This window comes from Caballeronia sp. BCC1704 (assembly GCF_902833455.1).
In the GTDB taxonomy this organism is placed as follows: domain Bacteria; phylum Pseudomonadota; class Gammaproteobacteria; order Burkholderiales; family Burkholderiaceae; genus Caballeronia.
Genome location: NZ_CADFFT010000001.1, coordinates 417,816 through 439,471 on the forward strand (window position 1 = coordinate 417,816; position 21,656 = coordinate 439,471).

Below are 21,656 nucleotides of genomic sequence, written 5' to 3' on the forward strand. Positions count from 1 at the left end.
AAGGAAGCGTATGTTTCGCGTGATCACCGCCAATCTGAACGGCATTCGTTCGGCTGCCAAGAAAGGCTTTTTCGACTGGTTCGGCGAGCAGGCAGCCGACGTCGTCTGCGTGCAGGAAATCAAGTGCTCGCAAGACGACCTGACGCCCGAGTTCCTCGCGCCGCACGGCTTTCAGGGCTACTTCCAGCACGCGGTCAAGAAGGGCTACAGCGGCGCGGGCGTCTATACGCGGCACGAGCCGGACGACGTGATCATCGGTTTCGGCAGCGAGGAGTTCGATCCCGAAGGGCGCTACGTGGAAGCGCGCTTCGGCAGGCTTTCGGTGGTGTCGGTGTATGTGCCATCGGGATCGAGCGGCGATGAGCGTCAGCAGGCGAAGTACCGCTTCATGGACGAATTCATGCCGCATCTCGCCGCGCTCTCGAAAGAGCGCGAAGTCATTCTGTGCGGCGACGTGAACATCGTGCACAAGGAAATCGACATCAAGAACTGGAAGAGCAATCAGAAGAATTCCGGCTGTCTGCCGGAGGAACGCGCGTGGCTGACCAAGCTGTTCGACGAGGTGGGCTATGTCGACGTGTTCCGCACGCTCGACCAGCGGCCCGAGCAATACACGTGGTGGAGCAATCGCGGTCAGGCGTACGCGAAGAACGTCGGCTGGCGCATCGACTATCAGATCGCGACCAAAGAGGTTGCCGCGACCGCGAAGAGCACGTCCATCTTCCGCGACATCAAGTTCAGCGACCACGCGCCGCTGACGATCGACTATGACTGGAAGGTCGGTCGGAAGTGATCACCGCCCGCTCTTCTTGAACCGCCCCATGCCCGCGTAGTTTGGCAACGCATCGATACTCTTGCCGACGGCTTTCGCATAAAGCGGCATCATGTCCGACATGCGTTTCTCCAGATCCTGCTTGCGGTCCGGCCCGTACGGATGCATCCAGACGAAACCATTGTCCTCGCGGCGCGTGGCGGTATCGATCTTGTTCCACAGCGTGACGGCGGCGCGCGGATCGTAGCCCGCGCGCGAGGCGATCTCGCTGCCGATCACGTCAGCTTCGGTTTCGTCGGCGGGCGAATAGCGCATGGCGAGCAACTGATCGCCGATGCCGAGCGGCGTCGAGCCGACATCCGCAAAGCCGAAAAGCTGCGGCATCGTTCCCGCCGTCAGTTGCTCGGCCTGCTGGCGGCCGAGCCGCTCGCGGGCGTGTTCGCGCAGCGCGTGCGCGATCTCGTGGCCCATCATCATGCCGATCTCGTTGTCGTTCAGATGCAGCTTCTCGATCAAGCCGCTATACACGACGATCTTGCCGCCCGGCAGACAGTACATGCGGATCTCGTTCGACCGCACGACGTTGATTTCCCACTTCCAGTTCTTCGAGCGGTCGTTCCACTTGAGCGCGAACGGAATCTCGTGATTCGCGATATCGCGCACGCGCTTCACCAGCGCGTTGTCATTCGGCAGCAGCCGCTTGTTGCGCTCGGCCTCGTGGATGATCGTGGCGTACGCGTCGGCCGATTGCTGTTCGAGCGCCGCAGGCGGAATGAGGTTGCGAAAGAGCGCGGTATTGCCGAAGCGGATCTGGTTGTTCGGCGCAGTGTAAGGCGCGGGAGCGCGGTCTTCGTCCTGCGCATGCGCGCGCGGCGATGCGAGCGAGGCGCACGCGAGCGCGCAGACAAGCGTCCGCGCGAGCGCGCGGCCCGCACGGTGAGTCGATATGCGCACCGTCATCGTTTTGGTCTCCAGGGCGCGATGATCGGCAACAGTAACATGCCCGGAATCGACAGCGCGATGCAGACGAGGAAGTATTCGAACCAGCCCGTCCGCGCGACGATAAAGCCGCTCAGCGCGGACACGACCGTGCGCGGCACCGCCGCCAGGCTCGTGAAAAGCGCGAATTGCGTCGCGGTGTAGCGCGGGTCGGTGGTGCTCGCGATGTACGCGGTGAACGTGGCGAGCGTGAGTCCCGTGGCGAACGTCTCGAAGCCGTACAGCACCGCGAGCGCGACCGGCGACGGCCCGATCTTCGCGAGCCACGCGAAGCCGAATGTGGCGACGATTTGCAACACGCCGAAAATCCACAGCCCGCGCGCAATGCCGATCTTCACCAGAAACACGCCGCCGATAATGCCGCCCGCGAGGCTCGTCCAGAACGCGACCGTCTTCGCGATCACGCCGAGCTGCAAGGTCGTGAAGCCCAGGTCGAGAAAGAACTTGGTGGCGAGCGCGGTCGCCATGGTGTCGCCGAGCTTGTACAGAAAAATGAAGCTGAGCACGAGGAGCGCGGCGCGCCAGCCGTCGCGCGTGACAAATTCGTGGAAGGGCTCGACGACCGCATCGCGCAGACTTTTCGGCGGCGTGCCGTGCACGGCCGGTTCCTTCACGACGAGCGTGGTCACGATGCCCGGCACCATGAACAGCGCCGTCACGATAAAAACCGTCTTCCACGGCAGGAAGCCGGCGAGAATCAGCGCGAGCGAGCCCGGCACGAGACCCGCCACTTTGTACGCATTGACGTGGACTGCGTTGCCGAGGCCCTGTTCGGTGTCCGCGAGCAGTTCGCGCCGGTACGCGTCGATGGCGATATCCTGGCTTGCGCTGAACAACGCGAGCAGACCGGCGATGGCGGCCACCGTCCAGATGTCCTCGCTCGGCGAAACAAAGCCGAACGCGCCGATGGCCAGCGTCACGAGCACTTGCGTGACGAGCATCCAGCCGCGCCGCCGGCCGGGCCGCCAGAACGGCAGACGCGGCACGTAGCGGTCCATCAGCGGCGCCCAGACGAATTTCCACGTATAAGGCAGCCCGAGCAGCGCGAACAGACCGATCTGCTTGACGTCGATGTGCTCTTTCGTGAGCCACGCCTGCAACAGACTCAGCAGCGTGAAAAGCGGCAATCCCGACGTGAAGCCGAGAAACACGCAAATCAGAATGCGCGCGTTGAGAAACGCGCGCCAGCGGGGATGTTCTTCGTGAGCAGTTAGAGCGGGCGCCTCGTGTGGCGTGTCGGGCATGTCGATGTTGGAAAAGCGTTGTCGATGCTTGATGCGCCGGGTCGCATCACCGGCGCTTCACGCGATAGACCGCAAGACTACCACGCCAGTTCGCGCCCCAACGGATGGACTGCCCACCGTGCAGCACCACGCGGTCCAGAATCTCGATGCCCACTTCCGGCGCGAGCGCCTCGAAGTCCTTGATGGTCAGGACGCGCACGTTCGGCGTGTTATGCCATTGATACGGCAGCGACTTCGACACCGGCATGCGGCCTTGAATGACCGCAAGCCGGTGCGGCCAATAGCCGAAGTTCGGAAACGACACGATGCATTCGCGCCCCACGCGCACCGTTTCGCGCAGGATCGCGGCGGTCTGGTGAATGGTCTGCAGCGTCTGCGAGAGGATCGCGAAATCGAAGCTGTCGTCTTCGAAAAGGCGCAGGCCGTCTTCGAGATTCTGCTGGATCACGTTTACGCCCTTCTGCGCGCAGGCGAGCACGCCGGCGTCGTTGATCTCGATGCCGTAGCCGTTCACTTCCAGCTCTTCGGCGAGCAGCGAGAGCAGCGACCCGTCGCCGCAGCCGAGATCGAGCACGGTGGAGCGCGGTTCGACCCAGCGCGCGATCGCCCGGAAGTCCGAGCGCAGCGCGAGCGAATCAAGCGTGTTCTGGTTCATGCGCCGATCTCCGTGGCAATGCGTTCGTAGTAGGCGCGCATCAGGTTGTGATAGCGCGCGTCGTCGAGCAGGAAGGCGTCGTGGCCGTGCGGCGCGTCGATTTCGGCGTAACTCACCGTCCGCTTGTTGTCGAGCAGCGCCTTCACGATCTCGCGGGAACGCGCCGGCGCGAAACGCCAGTCGGTCGTGAAGCTCGCGATCAGATACTTCGCCTTCGTGCGGGCGAGCGCCTGCGTGAGATCGCCGTCGTAGGCTTTGGCGGGATCGAAATAATCCAGCGCGCGCGTGATGAGCAGGTACGTGTTGGCGTCGAAGTATTCGGCGAACTTGTCCGCCTGATAGCGCAGATACGACTCCACTTCGAACTCGACGTCGAAGTTGAAGTTGTACGCGTCGAGCGCGCCTTCGGCACGGCGCAGCGCGCGGCCGAATTTCACGGCCATGTCGTCGTCCGAAAGATACGTGATGTGGCCGATCATGCGCGCGACGCGCAGGCCCCGGCGCGGCTTCACGCCGTGCGCGTAATAGTCGCCGCCGTGGAAGTCGGGGTCCGAGAGAATCGCGGAGCGCGCGGTTTCGTTGAACGCGATGTTCTGCGCCGAGAGCTTCGGCGTCGACGCGATCACGATGCAATGCCCGAGCCGCTCCGGGTACATGAGGCTCCACGCGAGCGCCTGCATGCCGCCGAGACTGCCGCCCATCACGGCCGCGAATCGCTCGATGCCGAAGCGGTCAGCCACGCGCGCCTGCGCGTGCACCCAGTCTTCCACCGTCACGACAGGAAAGCGCGCGCCGTACGGCTTGCCGGTCGCGCGGTCGATGCTCATCGGCCCGGTCGAGCCGAAGCACGAGCCGAAGTTGTTCACGCCGATCACGAAGAAGCGATTGGTGTCGAGCGGCTTGCCGGGCCCGACCATGTTGTCCCACCAGCCGACGTCCTTCGGATTGTCGGCGTACACGCCCGCGACGTGATGCGACGCGTTGAGCGCATGGCAGACGAGCACCGCGTTCGAGCGCGCGGCGTTGAGTTCACCGTACGTTTCGACGACGAGTTCATAGTCGCCGAGCGAACTGCCGCTCTGAAGCACGAGCGGCTCGGAAAAGCGCAAGGTTTGGGGAGTGACGATGCCGATGGATTCCATTCATTCCGCCTTTACTGGGCGGCTAAACGGTGTCGGCTGGGCGCGAAGAAGCGGAAGATAGGCGCGGCTGACGACCTCTTTAGCCGCATTTATAGTGAACCGGAGCAATGCCGATGCCCTGGTTCGCGCGCCCGCAATCGAGTCAGCAAATCGGCGCGTGTTCAATTCTGTCAAGCGGTGAAGTATAGCGGAAAACGTAATAAAGCCGCTAATCGTGACGGCGGTCGCCGGCTTGGGTGGCGCGTCGTTTTCTGTCTATATTGTCTAGGCATCGCGCCTTGCCGGGAATCGACATGAAACCGAGTCGCGTCAGACCGCTGAGTCATTTGAAGAGCCGCGCAGCCGAGATGATCCGCAACGTCGTGGAGAGCCGCGAGCCGATGCTCATCACGCAGAACGGCGAAGCGAAGGTTGTCGTGCAGGACGTTCAGTCCTACGAGGACCTGCATCAGACCGTCGCGCTGCTCAAGATTCTGGCGATGGGGCAAAAGTATATCGAGGCGGGACATTGCATCAGCGCGGGCGATTTTTTCGCCGAGATCGAGCGGCTCGACAAGGAAGAGGGCCTCAAATGAAGACCGTCTTTCTCGATCCCGTTCGACAAGACCTCCAGGACTTCCGGCGTTACGTGATCAACAAGTTCGGCGGCACCGCGTGGAAAGCGACGCGCGACAAGATTGCGGATGCCGTCGCGGACATCGAGGCTTCGCCACGCAAGGGCGCGACGCCGCCGGAACTCGTCGACTTTCGCATGACGGGCTATTACGAAGTCGTTAGCGGGACGAACCGAATCATCTATAAGGTCGACGACGACACCATCTACGTGCATCTCGTCGTCGATATGCGTTCGGACCTCGAAGATATTCTCGCGCGGCGGCTTTTCAGAATCTAGCCGCTGGCCGTCCGAGCGCGCTGCCGCCCATGCCGAGCGTCAGCGCGCGCAACGACCGCACGGTGCGATCCACATAATGCGGCCTGCCCACGCCCGGCAAGCGCGCCGAAACCGCGCCCGCCGACGTGCGCGCCGCCGGCAGATGCCCGACGATCCACACGGTCCGGATGCCCAGCCGCCGATAGCTTTTCAGATGCCCGCGCGTGTCTTCGACGAGAATTGCATCGGCGAGACGCACGCGCGCGCGTCGCATCGCACGGCGAAGCATCGGCGCGTCCGGCTTCGAACGCCAGCGGTCGCCTTCGCGCATGTCCTCGATGGCGATCACGCGCTCGAATAGCCGCTCGATGCCGAGTTCCGCGAGCACTGCCCGCGCGTACACGGACGGCGCGTTGGTCAGCACGATCTTGCGGCCCGGCAGCGCGCGCAGCGTTCGGCCGATGCCGCGCTCGGCGCGCAGCATCGACGGAAGATCGGCGAACGTGTGCACGACGTGCAGAAAGTCGGCCGGATCGACGCCGTGATGCTTCACGAGGCCGACGAGCGTGGCGCCGTAGCGCACCGTATAGCCGACGCGCAACCGGTTCGCCTCGTCCACATCGACGCCGAGCCGGTCCATGATGTACTGCGTCATCGCGCGATTGATGGCCGGGAAGATCTGATGCGACGCGTGATGCAGCGTGTTGTCGAGATCGAAGAGCCAGACCGGGACGCGCGGCTCGACGCGGCGGCGGGAAGTGGGAGGCGAATTCATTGCGCGAAAAGAAACGCCCGCGCGGAGGCGGGCGTCGTCATGAAATGAGCGGGGCTCAATGAAGCTCAATGCGAGCGGATCATCGTGCCGAACGGCTGTTCGGTCAGGATTTCGAGCAGCACCGAATGCTCGATGCGCCCGTCGATGATATGCACCGAGCGCACGCCGCTCTTCGCAGCATCCAGCGCCGACGAGATTTTCGGCAGCATGCCGCCGGAGATGGTGCCGTCAGCGAACAGGGCGTCGATCTCGCGCGCCGAAAGGTCCGTGAGCAGATTGCCTTCCTTGTCCATCACGCCGGGAATGTTGGTCATCATGACGAGCTTTTCGGCGTTCAGCACGACCGCCAGTTTGCCAGCGACCAGATCCGCGTTGATGTTGTACGAGAGGCCGTCTTCACCGAAGCCGATAGGTGAAATGACCGGAATGAACGCGTCGTCTTGCAGCGCCTTCACGACAGCCGGGTTAATGGCTTCGACTTCGCCCACTTGACCGATGTCGATGAACTGCCCCGGATTGTCGCGGTCCGGCATCATCAGCTTGCGCGCGTGGATGAGTCCGCCGTCCTTGCCGGTGAGACCGACCGCGTGGCCGCCGAAGTGATTGATGAGCGTGACGATGTCCTGCTGCACTTCGCCGCCGAGCACCCACTCGACGACTTCCATCGTCTCTTCGTCGGTGACGCGCATGCCTTGAATGAACGTGCCCTGCTTGCCGATCTTCTTCAGCGCCTGGTCGATCTGCGGGCCGCCGCCGTGGACAATCACCGGGTTGATGCCGACGAGCTTGAGCAGAATGACGTCGCGCGCGAAGCCTTGCTTCAGACGCTCTTCGGTCATGGCATTGCCGCCGTATTTGATCACGACCGTCTTGCCGTGATATTGACGAATATAGGGCAGCGCCTCGGCCAGGATTTCAGCTTTCAGGGTAGGCGCGATCTGCGTGAGGTCGGGAAGGTCGGACATGGCGGCAGTCGAGGCGAAGAGCGTTTAAACAGGCGGAATTGTACAGGACCGATGCGAGGCGACATGACGTTTTGCCGCGACGCCGCCGCGGTTTCCGGCACGGCCGGCTACGTGCGATCATCGTTCATCTTTCGCTGTCACGCACGCGTCACCATGACGAAGCCACCGTCTCTACCGCCCGCGCCGCGCGCCGTGTGCGCCCGCTGCGGCGCGGCGTTCCGATGCGGCTCGCTTTCGGGCGATGCCGCCTGCTGGTGCGCGTCGCTGCCCGCGTTGCCGGCCGAGCGCTTGCGCGCGGGCGAAGTGTGTCTGTGCCGGGCGTGCCTGCTCGCCGAAATAGAAAAGGCCGGCATTTCGAGTTAGCAGAGCGCATGCCGCGCGGGGTGCGACAAATCGCGCCATCGGCGGTTCGGCGGCGCGCGCAAGCGGGATAATGCCGCATGAACCACGACTTGCCGGCGCGCTGTTGCTGCCGGCGCGCACTCGAAGGCACATGCATCGCATAACGAATACCGGTCGCGTCAACCTCGGCCATCTGTTCTGGCTGCGCTCGCTCGCGATCATCGGCCAGTTGACGACCATCGCCGTCGTGCAGATTTGGCTCGGCGCGAATCTGCCGCTGCCGGCCATGCTGCTCGTGATCGCGCTGGAGATGGTCTTCAACGGGCTGACGTGGCTGCGCGTCGCGCGGGCGCGGCCCGAAACGAACCTCGAACTGTTCGGGCAGATGTGCGTCGATCTCGGCGCGCTGTCGGCGCTGCTGTTTCTGTCGGGCGGCGCGACCAATCCGTTCGTCACGCTTTATCTGCCGTCGCTCGCCATTGCCGCCGCCATCCTGCCGTGGCACATGATGGCGTGTCTCGCTCTCTTCGCCGTCGCGTGTTACGCGCTCCTCAGCTACAACTACGTGCCGCTCAATATCGAGAATCCGGCGAATCTCTTCGATTATTTCCGCCTCGGCCTGTGGGTCAACTTCATGGTGAGCGTGGGCTTGATCGGCTGGTTCGTCGCGCGCATGTCGCGGGCGCTGCGCCTGCGCGACGCCGCGCTCGCCGACGCGCAGCAGCGTCATCTGCGCGATGAACGCGCGGTCGCGCTCGGCGTGCAGGCAGCGACCGTCGCGCATGAAATGGGCACGCCGCTGTCCACCATTGCCATGCTCTCCGAAGAATTGCGCGATGCCGCCGCGCACGACTCCAATCTCGCGCCCTACGCGGACGACTTCGAACTGCTCGAACAGCAGATGGCGCTGTGCACGTCGGCGCTCGCGCGGCTGCGCAGCCGGGCGAGCGGGCCGTCGAACCGGCAGCCGCTCGACGAATGGCTCGCGAGTTTCATCGAGCAATGGCGGCTGCGGCATCCGCAAGTGGAGTTCGAGCAAGTCGGCGAAGCGCCGGCCACGGCGTCCATCGACGACGCGGTGGCCGTCGGCCAGATCCTCACGATCCTGCTCGACAACGCCGCGCGCGCGAGCAGCGAGTTCGTGACGCTGCAAGCCGCGGCCGAAACGGAGGAAGGCGCGCGGTACGTGCGCTTCGAAGTGTGCGATCGCGGCCCCGGCATTCCGCCCGCGCTGCGCGCGTCGCTCGGCGCGGGTCCTGTCGACAGCACGCAGGGCGGTCACGGCGTCGGGCTCTATCTCGCGTTCGCAGCGGCGGCGCGGCTCAACGGTTCCATCGAACTGTTGGAGGCCGAGCCGCACGGCACGCGCGCTGTGCTCAAGGTGCCGAACCGGGGCGCGGCGGCGGCGCCGGTTGCGACGGCGCGAACGGAATCGAGCGGCGCGGCGTGAACCTGCTTGGCCAAGAGAAACAAGGAGAAATGAACCATGAGCGATAACAACTTCCTGATCATCGACGACGACGAAGTCTTCTCGGGCATTCTGGCGCGCGGGCTGGCGCGTCGCGGCTACACGGCGCATCAGGCGCACAACGCGGACGAAGCCGTGAAGCTCGCGAACCAGCACAAGTTCGGTCAGATCACGGTGGACTTGCATCTCGGCAACGATTCCGGCCTGCGCCTCGTCGCGCCGTTGCGCGACCTGCAGCCGGATGCGCGCATTCTCGTGCTGACTGGGTACGCGAGCATCGCGACGGCGGTGCAAGCGGTGAAAGACGGCGCGGACAACTATCTGGCGAAGCCCGCGAACGTCGAGTCGATTCTGCTGGCGCTTCAGGAAGAGGCGAGCGAGCAGACGGCCGAGGAAGCGATCGAGCACCCGACGCTGCTTTCGGTGGCGCGGCTGGAGTGGGAGCATATCCAGCGGGCGCTGGCGGAGAACAATGGCAATATCTCGGCGACGGCGCGCGCGCTCAACATGCATCGGCGCACGTTGCAGCGCAAGCTGGCAAAGAAGCCGGTGCGCCAGTAAGCGACCGCTGCCACGCAGGAAAACGACGAACAAAAAAGAACCGCCCAAGCCGGGGAACGAGGGCGGTAATCGGAGAGTTGCAACGACTTCGTGCATATACATGGGGATATGCACGAACGCAGCATACGTGGCGGCATCGCGCCCTTATATACGATAAATCCGAAAAGTAGGAAGTCTCCTAATCGCCTGCTTGTTAGCAACAAGAAAGGTGTCTCCCATGCCGCCATGCGCGCGGCGACGTTTCCGCCATATGACCGGTATACCGCGCTCAAGAAACACGTCGCGAGCGCCGTAAAGCCTCCTTGTGCGTGACATGTATCGCGCAACGCCGGCATTGCACCGGCGAAAAGCGCTGTCCGCGGGCGTCGTCTGCGGGGCGCGGAAAAGGAGCCGGGGACCGGAAGCAAGCGAGCGCGTGCGCGCTGCTGCGTTCGACGTGCCCGCTCGCGACATTCGGAGACATCGATGAAAGGGTTTGACCGCCTGTCGGTCTTGAGCAAGCTGCTGTTGTCGTTCGCGGTCGTGATTCTGTTCACAGCGTGCGTGGGCGGAACCGGCGTGGTGTCGCTTGCCAAGATGCATAGCCTCGTCGAGGAAATCGGCGACCGTCACATGGACGGCCTCTACTGGGCGGAGGAAATCAACAAGCACAAGGTCAACACGGACCTCGACGCCGCCAATCTGACCTTCGCCGACGACGCCGGCAAGCAGAAGCTCAAGCAGGACATGGGCGAATCGCTCGCCGCGATGCATCGCGCGTTCGAGCGCATGCGCCCGACGCTCTCGACGCCGCAAGGCTCGGCGCTCTACGACGCCGCGAGCCAGTCGGTCGCCGCGTGGGAAGAGATCGTGCAGATGCAGATGGGCGTGAAGCCGATGCCCATCGACGTCGATCAGATGGGGCTGATTGCACGCGCGATTGCCGCGAGCGAGAAGGCGCGCGACGCGCTGGAGCGGCTCGCCGACTACAAGCGTGCGCGCGCGACGGCGGCGCGCGCGAGCGCGGCGGCGGAGTACGACACCATGCGCGTCGTGTTGCTCGCGCTCGTTCTGGGCGCGATGGCGGCGGGCGCGGTGCTCGCGGTGGTCATCGGCCGGCGTCTTGCCGCGCAGCTCGGCGGCGAGCCGGCGTATGCGGCGCAGATCGCCAACCGCATTGCGCAAGGCGATCTGACGGCGCGCGTCGAGACGCGTCCCGGCGACGACAGCAGCATGCTGCACAGCCTCGGCAACATGAGCAGCAAGCTCGCGGAGATCGTCGGCGGCATTCGCCACGCGAGCGAGTCGATTTTGTTCGCATCGCGCGAGATCGCGCAGGGCAACACCGACCTTTCGCAACGCACGGAGGAACAGGCAGCGTCGCTGGAAGAGACCGCGTCGAGCATGGAGCAGCTGACCGCGACCGTGCGCCAGAACGCGAGCAATGCCGACGAAGCCACCACGCTCGCGCGCGGCGCGTCGGACGTGTCGGCGCGCGGCAGCGAACTGGTCGGCGAAGTGGTCGACAACATGCGCGAACTGGCGTCAGGCAGCAAGCGCATGACGGACATCATCGCGGTGATCGAAGGCATCGCGTTCCAGACGAACATTCTCGCGTTAAACGCAGCCGTCGAAGCGGCGCGGGCGGGCGAGGAAGGACGCGGTTTCGCGGTCGTGGCGGGCGAAGTGCGCTCGCTCGCGCAGCGCAGCGCGATGTCGGCGAAGGAGATCAAGGAACTGATCGAAGCCTCGACGGCGCGCGTGGACAGCGGCGCGGCGATTGCCGAGCGCGCCGGCGCGACGATGGCGGAAGTCACGGAAGCCGTGCAGCGCGTGACGGGCATCATGGCGCAGATTTCGGCGGCGTCGCACGAGCAGAGCGCGGGCATCGAGCAGGTGAATCGCGCGGTCGCGCAGATGGATCAGGTGACGCAGCAGAACGCGGCGCTCGTCGAGCAGGCCGCAGCAGCGGCCGGGGCGATGGCGGATCAGGCCGAGCAGTTGAAAGGCGCGGTGGCGGTGTTCGAGCTCGAAGGGCGCGCTTAAGCGGACGGCAGGGCGGCGGAGGCAGGGCTTGCGCGGGCTGGTGGCGGTTCGGGCGTCTTCGCGTCGAGCGAATGCCGATTGAAAAAGCGCCCGCCGATCGCGCAGGCAACGTCGCGTGTAGGTGCGCGCCGATGGTTCGCGTTCGCCCGCAAGCCGGTGTCGGTTCGCGCAGAAAGGTTCGCGTTCGCCCGCAAACCGGTGCCGGTTCGCGCGTCGTCGCATCGAGCGAACGCCGCTTGAAGAATCGCCCGCCGATCGCGCAGGCAACGTCGCGTGTAGGCGCGCGAGAAGGTCTGTCTCCGCCCGCAGGACGTCGCCGGTTCGCGCGTCGTCGCATCAACCGAACGCCGCCTGAAGAAGCGCCCGCCGATCGCGCAGGCAGCATCGCCCGTAGGCGCGCGGAAACGTTCGGATTCGCCCTCAGGCCGGTGTCGGTTCGTGCGTCGTCGCATCGAGCGAACGCCGCTTGAACAGCGCGCGCCGATTACGCGGGCAACGTCGCGTGCAGGCGCCCGCATAAGGGTTCGGATTCGCCTGCAAGCCGGTGGCGGGTTCACGCGTCGTCGCATCAAGCGAATGCCGCTGCAAAACAGCGTTCGCCGATCGCGCAGGCAACGTTGCGTGTAGGCGTGCGGCAAGGCCCACCTCCGTCGCCGATTCGCCGGCGACTAAGCCCGCAACACCACGCGACAGCGCCCACGCAACCCCAACCCCCGCGAAACCGCGCCCAACATCGCATAAGCAACACCGATTTTCGGCTCGCTTGCCTCGGTTCGGCCCACTCCGTACACTCGCGCCTGTCCGAAGAATCAAGCGCGCCGCGTGGCCGGCGCATCATCGCCGAGAAGGAGAGCTGCCCATGTCCGATTCCTATTTCCCGCGCTGGCCCGAGCAGCCGAATGCCGAAGGCGGGCGCGTCGTCGGGCCTGACGAGCGCCTGCCCTGGCCGCAAATGATCGCGATGGGCATTCAGCACGTCGTCGCGATGTTCGGCTCCACCGTGCTCGCGCCGCTCCTGATGGGCTTCGATCCGAATCTCTGCATCTTCATGTCCGGCATCGGCACGCTGCTGTTTTTCGTGCTCGTAGGCGGACGCGTGCCGAGCTATCTCGGCTCCAGCTTCGCGTTCATCGGGCTCGTGATCGCGGTCACGGGCTACTCCGGGCACGGCGCGAACCCCAACATTCCGGTCGCGCTCGGCGGCATCATCGCGTGCGGCGTGGCGTATGCGGTCATCGGCGCGATCGTCGCGGCAGTCGGCACACGCTGGATCGAAGCGCTGATGCCGCCCGTCGTCACCGGCTCGATCGTCTGCGTGATCGGGCTGAATCTCGCGCCGATCGCCGTGAAAGGCGTGAGCGGCAGCAACTTCGATTCGTGGATGGCGCTCGTCACCGTGCTGTGCGTCGGCGGCGTCGCGGTGTTCGCGCGCGGCATGGCGCAGCGGCTGCTCATTCTGATCGGCCTCGCCATTGCGTACATCATCTACGCGGTGCTGACCAACGGCATGGGCATGGGCAAGCCGATCGACTTCGGCATCGTCTCGAACGCCGCGTGGTTCGGCCTGCCGCACTTCACCGCGCCGGTCTTCCAGCCGCAGGCCATGACGCTGCTCGCGCCCATCGCCATCATTCTCGTCGCCGAAAATCTTGGCCACATCAAGGCGGTCGGCGCGATGACCGGACGCAGCCTCGACAAGTACATCGGCCGCGCGTTCATCGGCGACGGGCTTGCCACTATCGTCTCGGGCTTTGCCGGCGGCACGGGCGTGACGACCTACGCGGAAAACATCGGCGTCATGGCAGTCACCAAGATCTACTCGACGCTCGTGTTCGTGATCGCGGCGCTCTTCGCCATCGTGCTCGGCTTTTCGCCGAAGTTCGGCGCGCTGATCCAGACGATTCCCGGCCCGGTGCTCGGCGGCGTGTCGATCGTCGTGTTCGGGCTGATCGCGGTGACGGGCGCGCGCATCTGGGTCGTCAACAAGGTGGACTTTTCGGATAACCGCAATCTGATCGTCGCGGCGGTGACGCTCGTGCTCGGCGCAGGCGATTTCACGCTGAAGCTCGGCGGCTTCGCGCTCGGCGGCATCGGCACGGCGACGTTCGGCGCGATCATTTTTTATGCGATCCTGCGCCGGCGCGGGGCGGGTGTCGTTTGATGTTTGGTCGACTTCGCGGGCGACGGGGCGCGAAGTCGACATTCAAGGCGGTGATTCCCGCGCGCCATCGCGTTCGACGCTAATCTCGACGACCGTGCTCGAGGGTTGATTGCCAACTGCGTTGCGCCCGCGCCGAGGCCCAAGCGCCAATACGCTAGCGGCGTTAGTCTTCACGCAATTCGAAAGCCTGACGCATTGTTGGCGCCCGCGGCGCGAACGGTGGCCCGACGCATGAGACACCGTACGCGCGATCATCACAACAACTTCTGCTTGCGCGTGATCAACGTGTCGTAGGCGCTGATCCGAAACGTCCACGCGCCACTTCCCGCCGGCGCCGAGTCACGGATCACTTCGACGGGGTTCCGTGCCGCCGGCTCGTGTGACGCGTCGTCGAAGCCAGTAGGCATCACTTTCTGCGCGATGAACTCCGGCGTGGCTTACCGCCGCGCCCACGCTCACGCCGTCATCCCCCGCTTACGATTCACGATCGCCGTCTCCGAGAGATCGATCTCCCGCATCAGCTTGTTCAGCGTCTCATCGTTGATCGCCTGATCCGTTCTCAGCCGCAGCAGTTCCGCGCGCTCCGCCCGCAGCGCCGCCATTCTGAGGCGCGTTTCCACGATCTCGCTTCGTCTCGCCGCCACGCGCGGCGCTTCCTCGTCGCCGAGCGATTCCAGCCGCAGCCGATACGTGTCCATCACGCGCGCCGTCGAATCCGCGCAGCGGGCGGACGCGGCTTCGTCCATGTCGTCGGTGAGCAGCGCGTGCGTTTCGTCGATGGCGCGGATCGCCGCCTGCGCCGCGCGCCGACGCGCCAGCCGCTCCTCCGCCGCATGCGGGTTGCGCTCGCGCTTCGCGCCGCGCAGCACCACCGGCAAGCCGACGACCGCAATCAGGAGCGAAGCCAGAATCACCGCCGACGCGATGAAAATCGCCAGATCGCGCCCCGCCAGCGCCGCGCCGTTGTCGAGCGTGACCGGCAGCGAGAGCACGCCCGCGAGCGTCACCGCGCCGCGCACGCCGCCGATCGTCGTCAGCGCCAGCGTGCGCAAGCCGGGCGCGGCGCTTTCGATGCCGACCTTCGCCGCGCTGCGGCTCGCGACCCAGCGCAGGCAATACACCCACACGAAGCGCAGCGCGTAGAGCGCGAGCACCGTCGCGATCACGTAGCCGATCAGCAGGCCGACTTGCGCGTTGCCGTCCTGATGCGCCTCGATCAGCGCGCGCCCGATGATGTGCGGCAACTGCAAGCCGAGCAGGATGAACACCATGCCGTTGAAGACGAACTCGATCATCGTCCACGTGCTCGTCATGCGCACGCGCACGGCGCTCGGAATCGTCGCGCGCAGGCTCTGGATGTTCATCATCATCCCGGCGGAAACGGCCGCGAGAATGCCCGAGCAGCCCGCGCGCTCCGAGATCACATAGGCCGCGAACGGAATCAGCACGGTCAGGATGACGCCCGCGGCGGGATCGTCGTCCTCGGAGAACTTGAGCACGCGCGCCGGTATCTCGGTGACGATCCAGCTGATCGCCGCGCCGATCGCGAGGCCGCCCACCGAGATCACGACGAAGCTGATGGCCGCCTCGTGCAGCGAAAACACGCCGGTCAGCGCGGCCGCGATCGCGAACTTCAGCGCGACGAGACCCGACGCGTCGTTCATCAACGCTTCGCCTTCCAGAATATGCATGAGGTTCGCCGGAATGCGGTTGCGCCCGGCGATGCCCGTGAGCGCGACGGCATCGGTCGGCGACAGCACGGCCGCGAGCGCGAAGGCGACGGGAAGCGGCATCGCGGGAATCATCCAGTGCAGGAAGTAGCCGAGCGCGCCCACGGTGATGAACACGAGCCCGAGCGCGAGCATGAGAACGGCGCGGCGCGCGAGATACAGCTCGCGTTTCGGAATCCGCCAGCCGTCCGCGAACAGCAGCGGCGGGATGAACAGCAGCATGAACAGCTCGGGATCGAATGTGACATGCAGCCGGAAGCCGGGCCACGCGAGCATCGCGCCGATGGCGATCTGAATGAGCGGCAGCGGCAGCTTGACCGGCAGCAGGCTGAGACCGACGCCGGACAGCGCCACGATCATCAGCAGGATGAGAACGGTGAAGACGATTTCCATGCCGGATGCGAACGCGCGGGCGTCCGTTTATTTTCGAGACGACGCGAGAGTGTAGCCCGACGCTTCGTCCACGGCATTTTGCGCGACGCACTTGCGCGGTGCGCGTGCATGCGTTCGCCGCCCGCTGGCGGTGCACGAAGCCTGCGAATGCCCGACAAACACGGCGGCTTCCCGCGCATGGACCTTGCTTTATCGACTGCCACGGGACGCGAGACTCCCGACGAGATCATCGAGGGCGGTTCTTATGAAAACGGTATCGGGCGGGACCGGCGCGGGGCCGGAGCAGGAAGCGCGCGGCGCGCGCGCGGGGGCATCCACATGGTGATCGCCAATCCCGAAAAGACGACGCTCTCCGCGCGCAGCTTCGAGCTCGGCGTGATGTCGGGCTTGGACCGCTATTCGGTCGAGCACGGCGAGTGGACGCTCTCCAGCGTGTTCCAGCCGGTGTTCAGCCTGTCGCACATGCGCGCGGTCGGCTACGAAGGACTTCTGCGCGCGCACGACGCGCTCGACCGTCCCGTGCCGCCGGTCGATGTGTTCGCGCAGGCGTCGCGCGTCGGCGAAGCGTTGCAGATCGACCGTCTCGCGCAGGCGCTGCATCTCGAAAACTTCAAGATGCTCGGCGCGCAGGACGAATGGCTGTTCCTCAACGTGCATCCGGGCGCGCTGACCGAGCCGTATCACGCGGCCGCGCTGCTCGCCAATCTGAAGCGGCTGCATATCGAGCCGCGCCGCGTTGTGCTCGAAGTGCTGGAGCAGAGCGCCGCGGACATGGAGCGTCTCGCGCAGGCGGTGCAGCAGTTCCGCGAGCACGGCTTTCTAATCGCGCTCGACGACTTCGGCGCGGGACACACGAATATCGAACGAATCTGGCAACTCGATCCGGATATCGTCAAACTCGACCGCGTGATGCTGTCGCACGCCGGGCACAACGTGCATGCGCCGCTGTCGGACCGCACGCGCAAGCAGCGTCGCAATATGGAAGCGGTGCTGTCGGGCATCGTCTCGCTGCTGCACGAGGCGGGCAAGCTCGTGCTGATCGAAGGCGTCGAAACCGAGCACGAGGCGCAGCTTGCGCTCGCGAGCGGCGCGGACTTCGTGCAGGGCTTTTTCTTCGCGCGGCCGCATCCGGGGCTCGCGGACGGCGTGCATGCGCAGAACATCATCGGCGAATTGACGGAGCGGTATCGCTTGCAGACGGAAGCGCGCGAGCGGCGCGTCGCGACACGGCTTCAGCCATACGTGCGCGCGTTCGAGCGCGCGGCGGAGCGGCTCGCGGCGGGCGAACCGCTCGACGAAGTGTGCTGGAACTTCCTCGCACTCGATCACGCCGCGCGCTGCTTTCTGCTCGACCAGAACGGCCGGCAGTCGGGCCGCAATGTCGTGCTGCGCGCCGACCGCGCCGCGCACGAAGCGCGCTTCCTGCCGCTCGTCGATGCGCAGGGCGCGAACTGGCTGCGCCGTCCGTACTTTCGCGCGGCGCTCGGCGACCCCGAGCGCGTGCATGTGACGAAGCCGTATCTGTCGATCAACGAGGCGATGCCGTGCGTCACGCTCTCGGTCGAGACGCGCTCCGGCGGCAAGCGCTGCGTGCTGTGCGGCGACATCGACTGGCTGCCGGACGACGACGCCGACTGACGTCGCTCACTTCGCGACGACGACCGGAAACCCGTCGCGCGACGACGGGCACTTCCTGTGTTCGATGAACGCTGCCACCTCAAGCCGACCAATGCCGCTCACTTCGCGACGACGACCGGAATGCCCTTCAGCGACGACGCGCCCTTCATCGCTTCGATCGACGCGCGCACGGCATCGCCCGTCGCCGCTTCGATGCCGAGCCGCGCGACGAGTTCGCGCTCGCTGCGTTTGACCATCGCGAGATTCGCGAGCTTGACGTGACCGTAGCCGCGCACGCGCTCGAAGAGCGCGGCGAGCGCCGCGACGTCCTTTGCGTTGCCGGCGTCGAGTTTCGCGAGCGCGCGCTGCATCGTGATTTCGTAGTCCTTCGCGAGCTGGCGCTCCATGCGGCGTTCGAGCGTTCTGCCGAACGGATCGAGCGCCGTGCCGCGCAGCGCGCGCAGCTTCGACAAGCCGCCGAGCACTGGCCACATCCACTGGCCGAAGGTTTTCTTCCTCGGCGCGCCGTGCGACAAAGCCGGCGGCGCGAGGTTGAACTTCACCGTGTAAGCGTCGCCGGGCGCGCCTTCGAACTGCGCGGCGAGCGCGGCGCGGAACGCCGGGTCCGCGTGCAGGCGCGCGACTTCGTATTCGTCCTTCACCGCGAGCAGCTTGTAGAACGTGATCGCGACGGCGCGCTTCACGTCTTCATTCGCCGATGCCTGCGCGATCAGCGAACGATATCGCTCGACGTACTTCGCGCCGCCATACGCGCGCAAGCGCTCCTCGCGATCGCGGATGAGATCGGCAAGCGGCATGTCCGCCATCGCGACGCGCTTCGGTTGCGCTGAGGACGCGAGCGAATCGAGCGCATTCATATCCGCCGCAGCGAGCCGACCGACCGCGAAGGCCAGCTTGTTCGCGGCAACCGCCACGTTGTTCAGTTCCAGCGCGCGCATCAACGCGCCGTGCGACACCGGCACGAGGCCGAGTTGCCACGCAAAGCCGAGCATCACGATATTCGCGCCGATGGTATCGCCGAGAAAGCGCGTCGCGAGCGCTTGCGCGTCGCAGGTGTACAAGGCATCGGCGGCATCGGCGCCGGCCGCGTGGCGCATCTTGTCGAGGAGCGCGTCGGCGTGCAGATTCGCGTCCGGATTCTGCACGAAGCTCGCGTTCGGAATGGCGTGCGTGTTGACGACGATCTTCGTCCGGTCATGCCGCACCGTTTGCAACGCTTCGGGACTGGCGCCCACGACCATATCGCAGGCGAGCAGCAAGTCGGCCTGCTGCGTGTCGATGCGCACCTGGTTGAGCAACGCGTCTTCGCTCGCCACGCGCACGAACGACAGCACGGAGCCGCCTTTCTGCGCGAAGCCCATGAAATCGAGCACCGACGCGCTCTTGCCCTCCAGATGCGCCGCCATGCTGATGAGCGCGCCGACCGTGACGACGCCCGTGCCGCCCACGCCCGTCACCAGCATGTCGTACGGCGCGTGATTCAGATGCGCGCGCGGCGGCGGTAGCGCATCGACGCGGCGCGCGAGTTCGGCGGGATCGAACGCGTGGCCGTCCGCTTTCTTCAGCTTCGCGCCTTCGAGCGTGACGAAGCTCGGGCAGAAGCCGTTGACGCACGAATAGTCCTTGTTGCACGACGACTGATCGATGCGGCGCTTGCGTCCCAGTTCAGTCTCCACCGGCTCGACGGACAGGCAGTTCGACTGCACGCCGCAATCGCCGCAGCCTTCGCACACGGCTTCGTTGATGAAAAGGCGCTTGTCCGGATCGGGAAACTCGCCCTTCTTGCGACGGCGGCGCTTTTCGGCGGCGCACGTCTGATCGTAGATCAGCACGGTCACGCCGGCCGTTTCGCGCAGGCGGCGCTGCACGGCATCCAGTTCGCTGCGGTGATGGAAGGTCGTGCCGCGTGGGAACTGGTCCTCGTGGCCGTCGTACTTCTCCGGTTCGTCGCTCACGACGACGAGCAGCGCGATGCCTTCCGCCTCCACTTGGCGCGCGATCTGCGGCACGGAAATGCTGCCGTCGACCGGCTGGCCGCCCGTCATCGCGACGGCGTCGTTATAGAGAATCTTGTACGTGATGTTGGCTTTGGCGGCCACGGCCTGACGGATCGCGAGAATGCCCGAGTGGAAGTACGTGCCGTCGCCGAGATTCTGGAAGACGTGCGGCGTTTTCGTGAACATCGCGTGCGAGGCCCAGTCCACGCCTTCGCCGCCCATCTGGATGAGGCCGGTCGTGTCGCGCTCCATCCACGACGCCATGAAGTGACAGCCGATGCCCGCCTGCGCCACCGATCCTTCCGGCACTTTCGTCGACGTGTTGTGCGGGCAGCCCGAGCAGAAGTACGGCGTGCGCTTCACGGCATCGGCGATATTCGACAGAATCTGCGGCGCGACGAGATCGACCACTTTGTCGCGGCGGTCGAGCGCCGGCTTGTGGCGCGCGAGCCATTGCGCGAACACCGGCAGCACGCGGGAGGGCCGCAACTCGCCGAGCGCGGAGAGCAGCGGCGCGCCGTCCTGCGTCGTCTTGCCGATCACGACCGGCCGCGCGCCTTGAGCGCGGTTGTACAGATGATCCTTGATCTGCTGCTCGACGACCGGCCCTTTCTCCTCGATCACGAGCACTTCCGCGAGCCCTTCGACGAACGTATCCAGCCGGGTGGTTTCGAGCGGAAACGACAGCCCGACTTTGTAGATGCGCACGCCGGCGGCGTCGAGATCGTCAACCGTGAGTTCGAGGCGGCGCAGCGCCTCCATCAGATCGAGATGCGCCTTGCCGCACGTCACGATGCCGACGTTCGCCCGCGGACTCGGCGCGATCCACTTGTCGATGCTGTTCGTCCGCGCGAAGTGGCGCACGGCGTCGAGCTTCGCGTGCAGGCGCGCTTCGATGGTGAGGCTCGGCAAGTCGGGCCAGCGGTTATGCAGGCCGCCCGGCGGCGGCGTGAAGCCTTCGGGCGCGGTCCAGTCGGTCTTCAACGCGTCGAGATCGACGGTCGAGCCGGATTCGACCGTCTCGGAAATGGCCTTGAAGCCGACCCACGCGCCCGAAAAGCGCGAGAGCGCCCAGCCGTACAGCCCGAATTCGAGCATGTCCGCCACGTTCGACGGATTCACCACCGGCATATGCCACGCGATCATCGCCTGATCGCTCTGATGCGGCATCGACGACGAGACGCAGCCGTGGTCGTCGCCCGCCACCACGAGCACGCCGCCGTGCGGCGACGAGCCGTACGCGTTGCCGTGCTTGAGCGCATCGCCCGCGCGGTCCACGCCCGGACCTTTGCCGTACCACATCGCAAAGACGCCATCGACGGTGCGCTCCGGGTCGCTCTCCACGCGCTGCGTGCCGAGCACGGCGGTGCCGCCGAGTTCTTCGTTGATCGCGGGCAGAAAACGCACGTCATGCGACGCGAGCAGCTTTTTCGCCTTCCACAATTGCTGATCCACCATGCCGAGCGGCGAGCCGCGATAGCCGCTGATAAAGCCGGCCGTGTTCAGATGCGCGGCGCGGTCGAGCGCGCGTTGCATCAACACGAGACGCACCAGCGCCTGCGTGCCCGTCAGGAAGATTCGGCCGCCCGTGGCGCTCAGGTTGTCGGCGAGTTGGTAGTCGGACAGCGCGGGTTCGTTGAGGCGAGGCGACAAAGCATCGGCGGGGACGCGTGCGTTCATGGTTGTCTCGTTCTTTGTATGTGAGGCGGGTCTGTGAGGCGACACGTCATTTTTTGTCACCGAAAGCGGAATGTTTTTTCGCACTCGCTGCAATTCGGCAGACGTTGAGAAGCCATGCAGGCTTTTTCGGGATAAACGGGAGAAATCTGCTCGATCCGGGCGCGCGTCGGCGTAAACCCGCAGCCGTGCCGCTCGCGTGGCGGCGCTGATTGGGACTAACCTGAACGCTCCGAAAAAC

At 65.4% G+C, this 21,656-nt stretch carries 17 protein-coding genes; 9 read left to right on the forward strand and 8 right to left on the reverse strand.

Annotated features, from left to right (window positions below):
- Window positions 1-10: 10 nt before the first annotated feature.
- A complete protein-coding gene (locus HWX53_RS01930) occupies window positions 11-793 on the forward strand; it encodes an exodeoxyribonuclease III (protein WP_175938931.1) in 783 nt (260 codons plus the stop codon).
- Here HWX53_RS01930 and HWX53_RS01935 read toward each other — a convergent pair whose 3' ends face one another.
- Genes HWX53_RS01935 through HWX53_RS01950 form a run of 4 tightly spaced genes read right to left on the reverse strand, consistent with a single transcriptional unit; the run spans window position 794 to window position 4,812 of the window.
- Window positions 794-1,732, reverse strand: a complete 939-nt coding sequence (locus HWX53_RS01935; RefSeq protein WP_175938933.1) for a M48 family metallopeptidase — start codon at window positions 1,730-1,732, stop codon at window positions 794-796. It abuts the gene before it with no gap.
- Window positions 1,729-3,015, reverse strand: a complete 1,287-nt coding sequence (locus HWX53_RS01940; RefSeq protein ID WP_175938935.1) for an AmpG family muropeptide MFS transporter — start codon at window positions 3,013-3,015, stop codon at window positions 1,729-1,731. Before HWX53_RS01940 ends, HWX53_RS01935 begins: the two co-directional genes overlap by 4 nt.
- 46 nt (window positions 3,016-3,061) lie before the next feature.
- Window positions 3,062-3,670: a methionine biosynthesis protein MetW gene (gene metW, locus HWX53_RS01945; protein WP_175938937.1), complete on the reverse strand. Its 609-nt coding sequence runs from the start codon at window positions 3,668-3,670 to the stop codon at window positions 3,062-3,064.
- Window positions 3,667-4,812 (reverse strand): homoserine O-acetyltransferase, encoded by a 1,146-nt coding sequence (locus tag HWX53_RS01950; protein WP_175938938.1) that lies wholly within the window; start codon window positions 4,810-4,812, stop codon window positions 3,667-3,669. The genes metW and HWX53_RS01950 overlap by 4 nt, the downstream gene beginning before the upstream one ends.
- A 293-nt stretch (window positions 4,813-5,105) precedes the next feature.
- Here HWX53_RS01950 and HWX53_RS01955 point away from each other — a divergent pair, with 293 nt between their 5' ends.
- Both HWX53_RS01955 and HWX53_RS01960 read left to right on the forward strand, forming a co-directional pair.
- Window positions 5,106-5,387 (forward strand): type II toxin-antitoxin system Phd/YefM family antitoxin, encoded by a 282-nt coding sequence (locus HWX53_RS01955; RefSeq protein ID WP_175938940.1) that lies wholly within the window; start codon window positions 5,106-5,108, stop codon window positions 5,385-5,387.
- Complete coding sequence (locus tag HWX53_RS01960; RefSeq protein ID WP_175938941.1) at window positions 5,384-5,704, forward strand: type II toxin-antitoxin system RelE/ParE family toxin; 321 nt, start codon at window positions 5,384-5,386, stop codon at window positions 5,702-5,704. Before HWX53_RS01955 ends, HWX53_RS01960 begins: the two co-directional genes overlap by 4 nt.
- Here HWX53_RS01960 and HWX53_RS01965 read toward each other — a convergent pair.
- Together HWX53_RS01965 and argB are read right to left on the reverse strand one after the other, a co-directional pair.
- Window positions 5,694-6,458: a pyrimidine 5'-nucleotidase gene (locus HWX53_RS01965; protein WP_175938944.1), complete on the reverse strand. Its 765-nt coding sequence runs from the start codon at window positions 6,456-6,458 to the stop codon at window positions 5,694-5,696. The genes HWX53_RS01960 and HWX53_RS01965 overlap by 11 nt on opposite strands.
- 65 nt (window positions 6,459-6,523) lie before the next feature.
- The gene (argB, locus tag HWX53_RS01970) at window positions 6,524-7,423 is read right to left on the reverse strand and encodes an acetylglutamate kinase (protein WP_159837600.1); all 900 of its coding nucleotides are present in this window, start codon (window positions 7,421-7,423) and stop codon (window positions 6,524-6,526) included.
- A gap of 153 nt (window positions 7,424-7,576) precedes the next feature.
- Between argB and HWX53_RS01975 the strand changes: the two genes are divergently transcribed.
- The 5 genes from HWX53_RS01975 to HWX53_RS01995 all read left to right on the forward strand — a co-directional run bounded on the left by HWX53_RS01975 (window position 7,577) and on the right by HWX53_RS01995 (window position 13,980).
- The gene (locus HWX53_RS01975) at window positions 7,577-7,786 is read left to right on the forward strand and encodes a cysteine-rich CWC family protein (RefSeq protein WP_175938945.1); all 210 of its coding nucleotides are present in this window, start codon (window positions 7,577-7,579) and stop codon (window positions 7,784-7,786) included.
- A 130-nt stretch (window positions 7,787-7,916) separates the two neighbouring features.
- Window positions 7,917-9,215 (forward strand): ATP-binding protein, encoded by a 1,299-nt coding sequence (locus HWX53_RS01980; protein WP_175938947.1) that lies wholly within the window; start codon window positions 7,917-7,919, stop codon window positions 9,213-9,215.
- Between the two features lie 36 nt (window positions 9,216-9,251).
- Complete coding sequence (locus HWX53_RS01985) at window positions 9,252-9,794, forward strand: response regulator transcription factor (RefSeq protein ID WP_159837606.1); 543 nt, start codon at window positions 9,252-9,254, stop codon at window positions 9,792-9,794.
- Window positions 9,795-10,259: 465 nt separating this feature from the next.
- A complete protein-coding gene (locus HWX53_RS01990; RefSeq protein ID WP_175938949.1) occupies window positions 10,260-11,819 on the forward strand; it encodes a methyl-accepting chemotaxis protein in 1,560 nt (519 codons plus the stop codon).
- 859 nt (window positions 11,820-12,678) lie between these two features.
- Window positions 12,679-13,980, forward strand: coding sequence for a solute carrier family 23 protein (locus HWX53_RS01995; protein WP_175938951.1), 1,302 nt, complete (start codon window positions 12,679-12,681; stop codon window positions 13,978-13,980).
- Window positions 13,981-14,435: 455 nt separating this feature from the next.
- Here HWX53_RS01995 and HWX53_RS02000 read toward each other — a convergent pair whose 3' ends face one another.
- Window positions 14,436-16,103, reverse strand: coding sequence for a Na+/H+ antiporter (locus HWX53_RS02000; protein ID WP_175938952.1), 1,668 nt, complete (start codon window positions 16,101-16,103; stop codon window positions 14,436-14,438).
- 318 nt (window positions 16,104-16,421) lie between these two features.
- Here HWX53_RS02000 and HWX53_RS02005 point away from each other — a divergent pair, with 318 nt between their 5' ends.
- Window positions 16,422-17,741, forward strand: coding sequence for an EAL domain-containing protein (locus tag HWX53_RS02005; protein ID WP_175940567.1), 1,320 nt, complete (start codon window positions 16,422-16,424; stop codon window positions 17,739-17,741).
- 98 nt (window positions 17,742-17,839) lie between these two features.
- Here HWX53_RS02005 and HWX53_RS02010 read toward each other — a convergent pair whose 3' ends face one another.
- Window positions 17,840-21,418 (reverse strand): indolepyruvate ferredoxin oxidoreductase family protein, encoded by a 3,579-nt coding sequence (locus HWX53_RS02010; RefSeq protein WP_175938954.1) that lies wholly within the window; start codon window positions 21,416-21,418, stop codon window positions 17,840-17,842.
- Window positions 21,419-21,656: the final 238 nt, after the last annotated feature.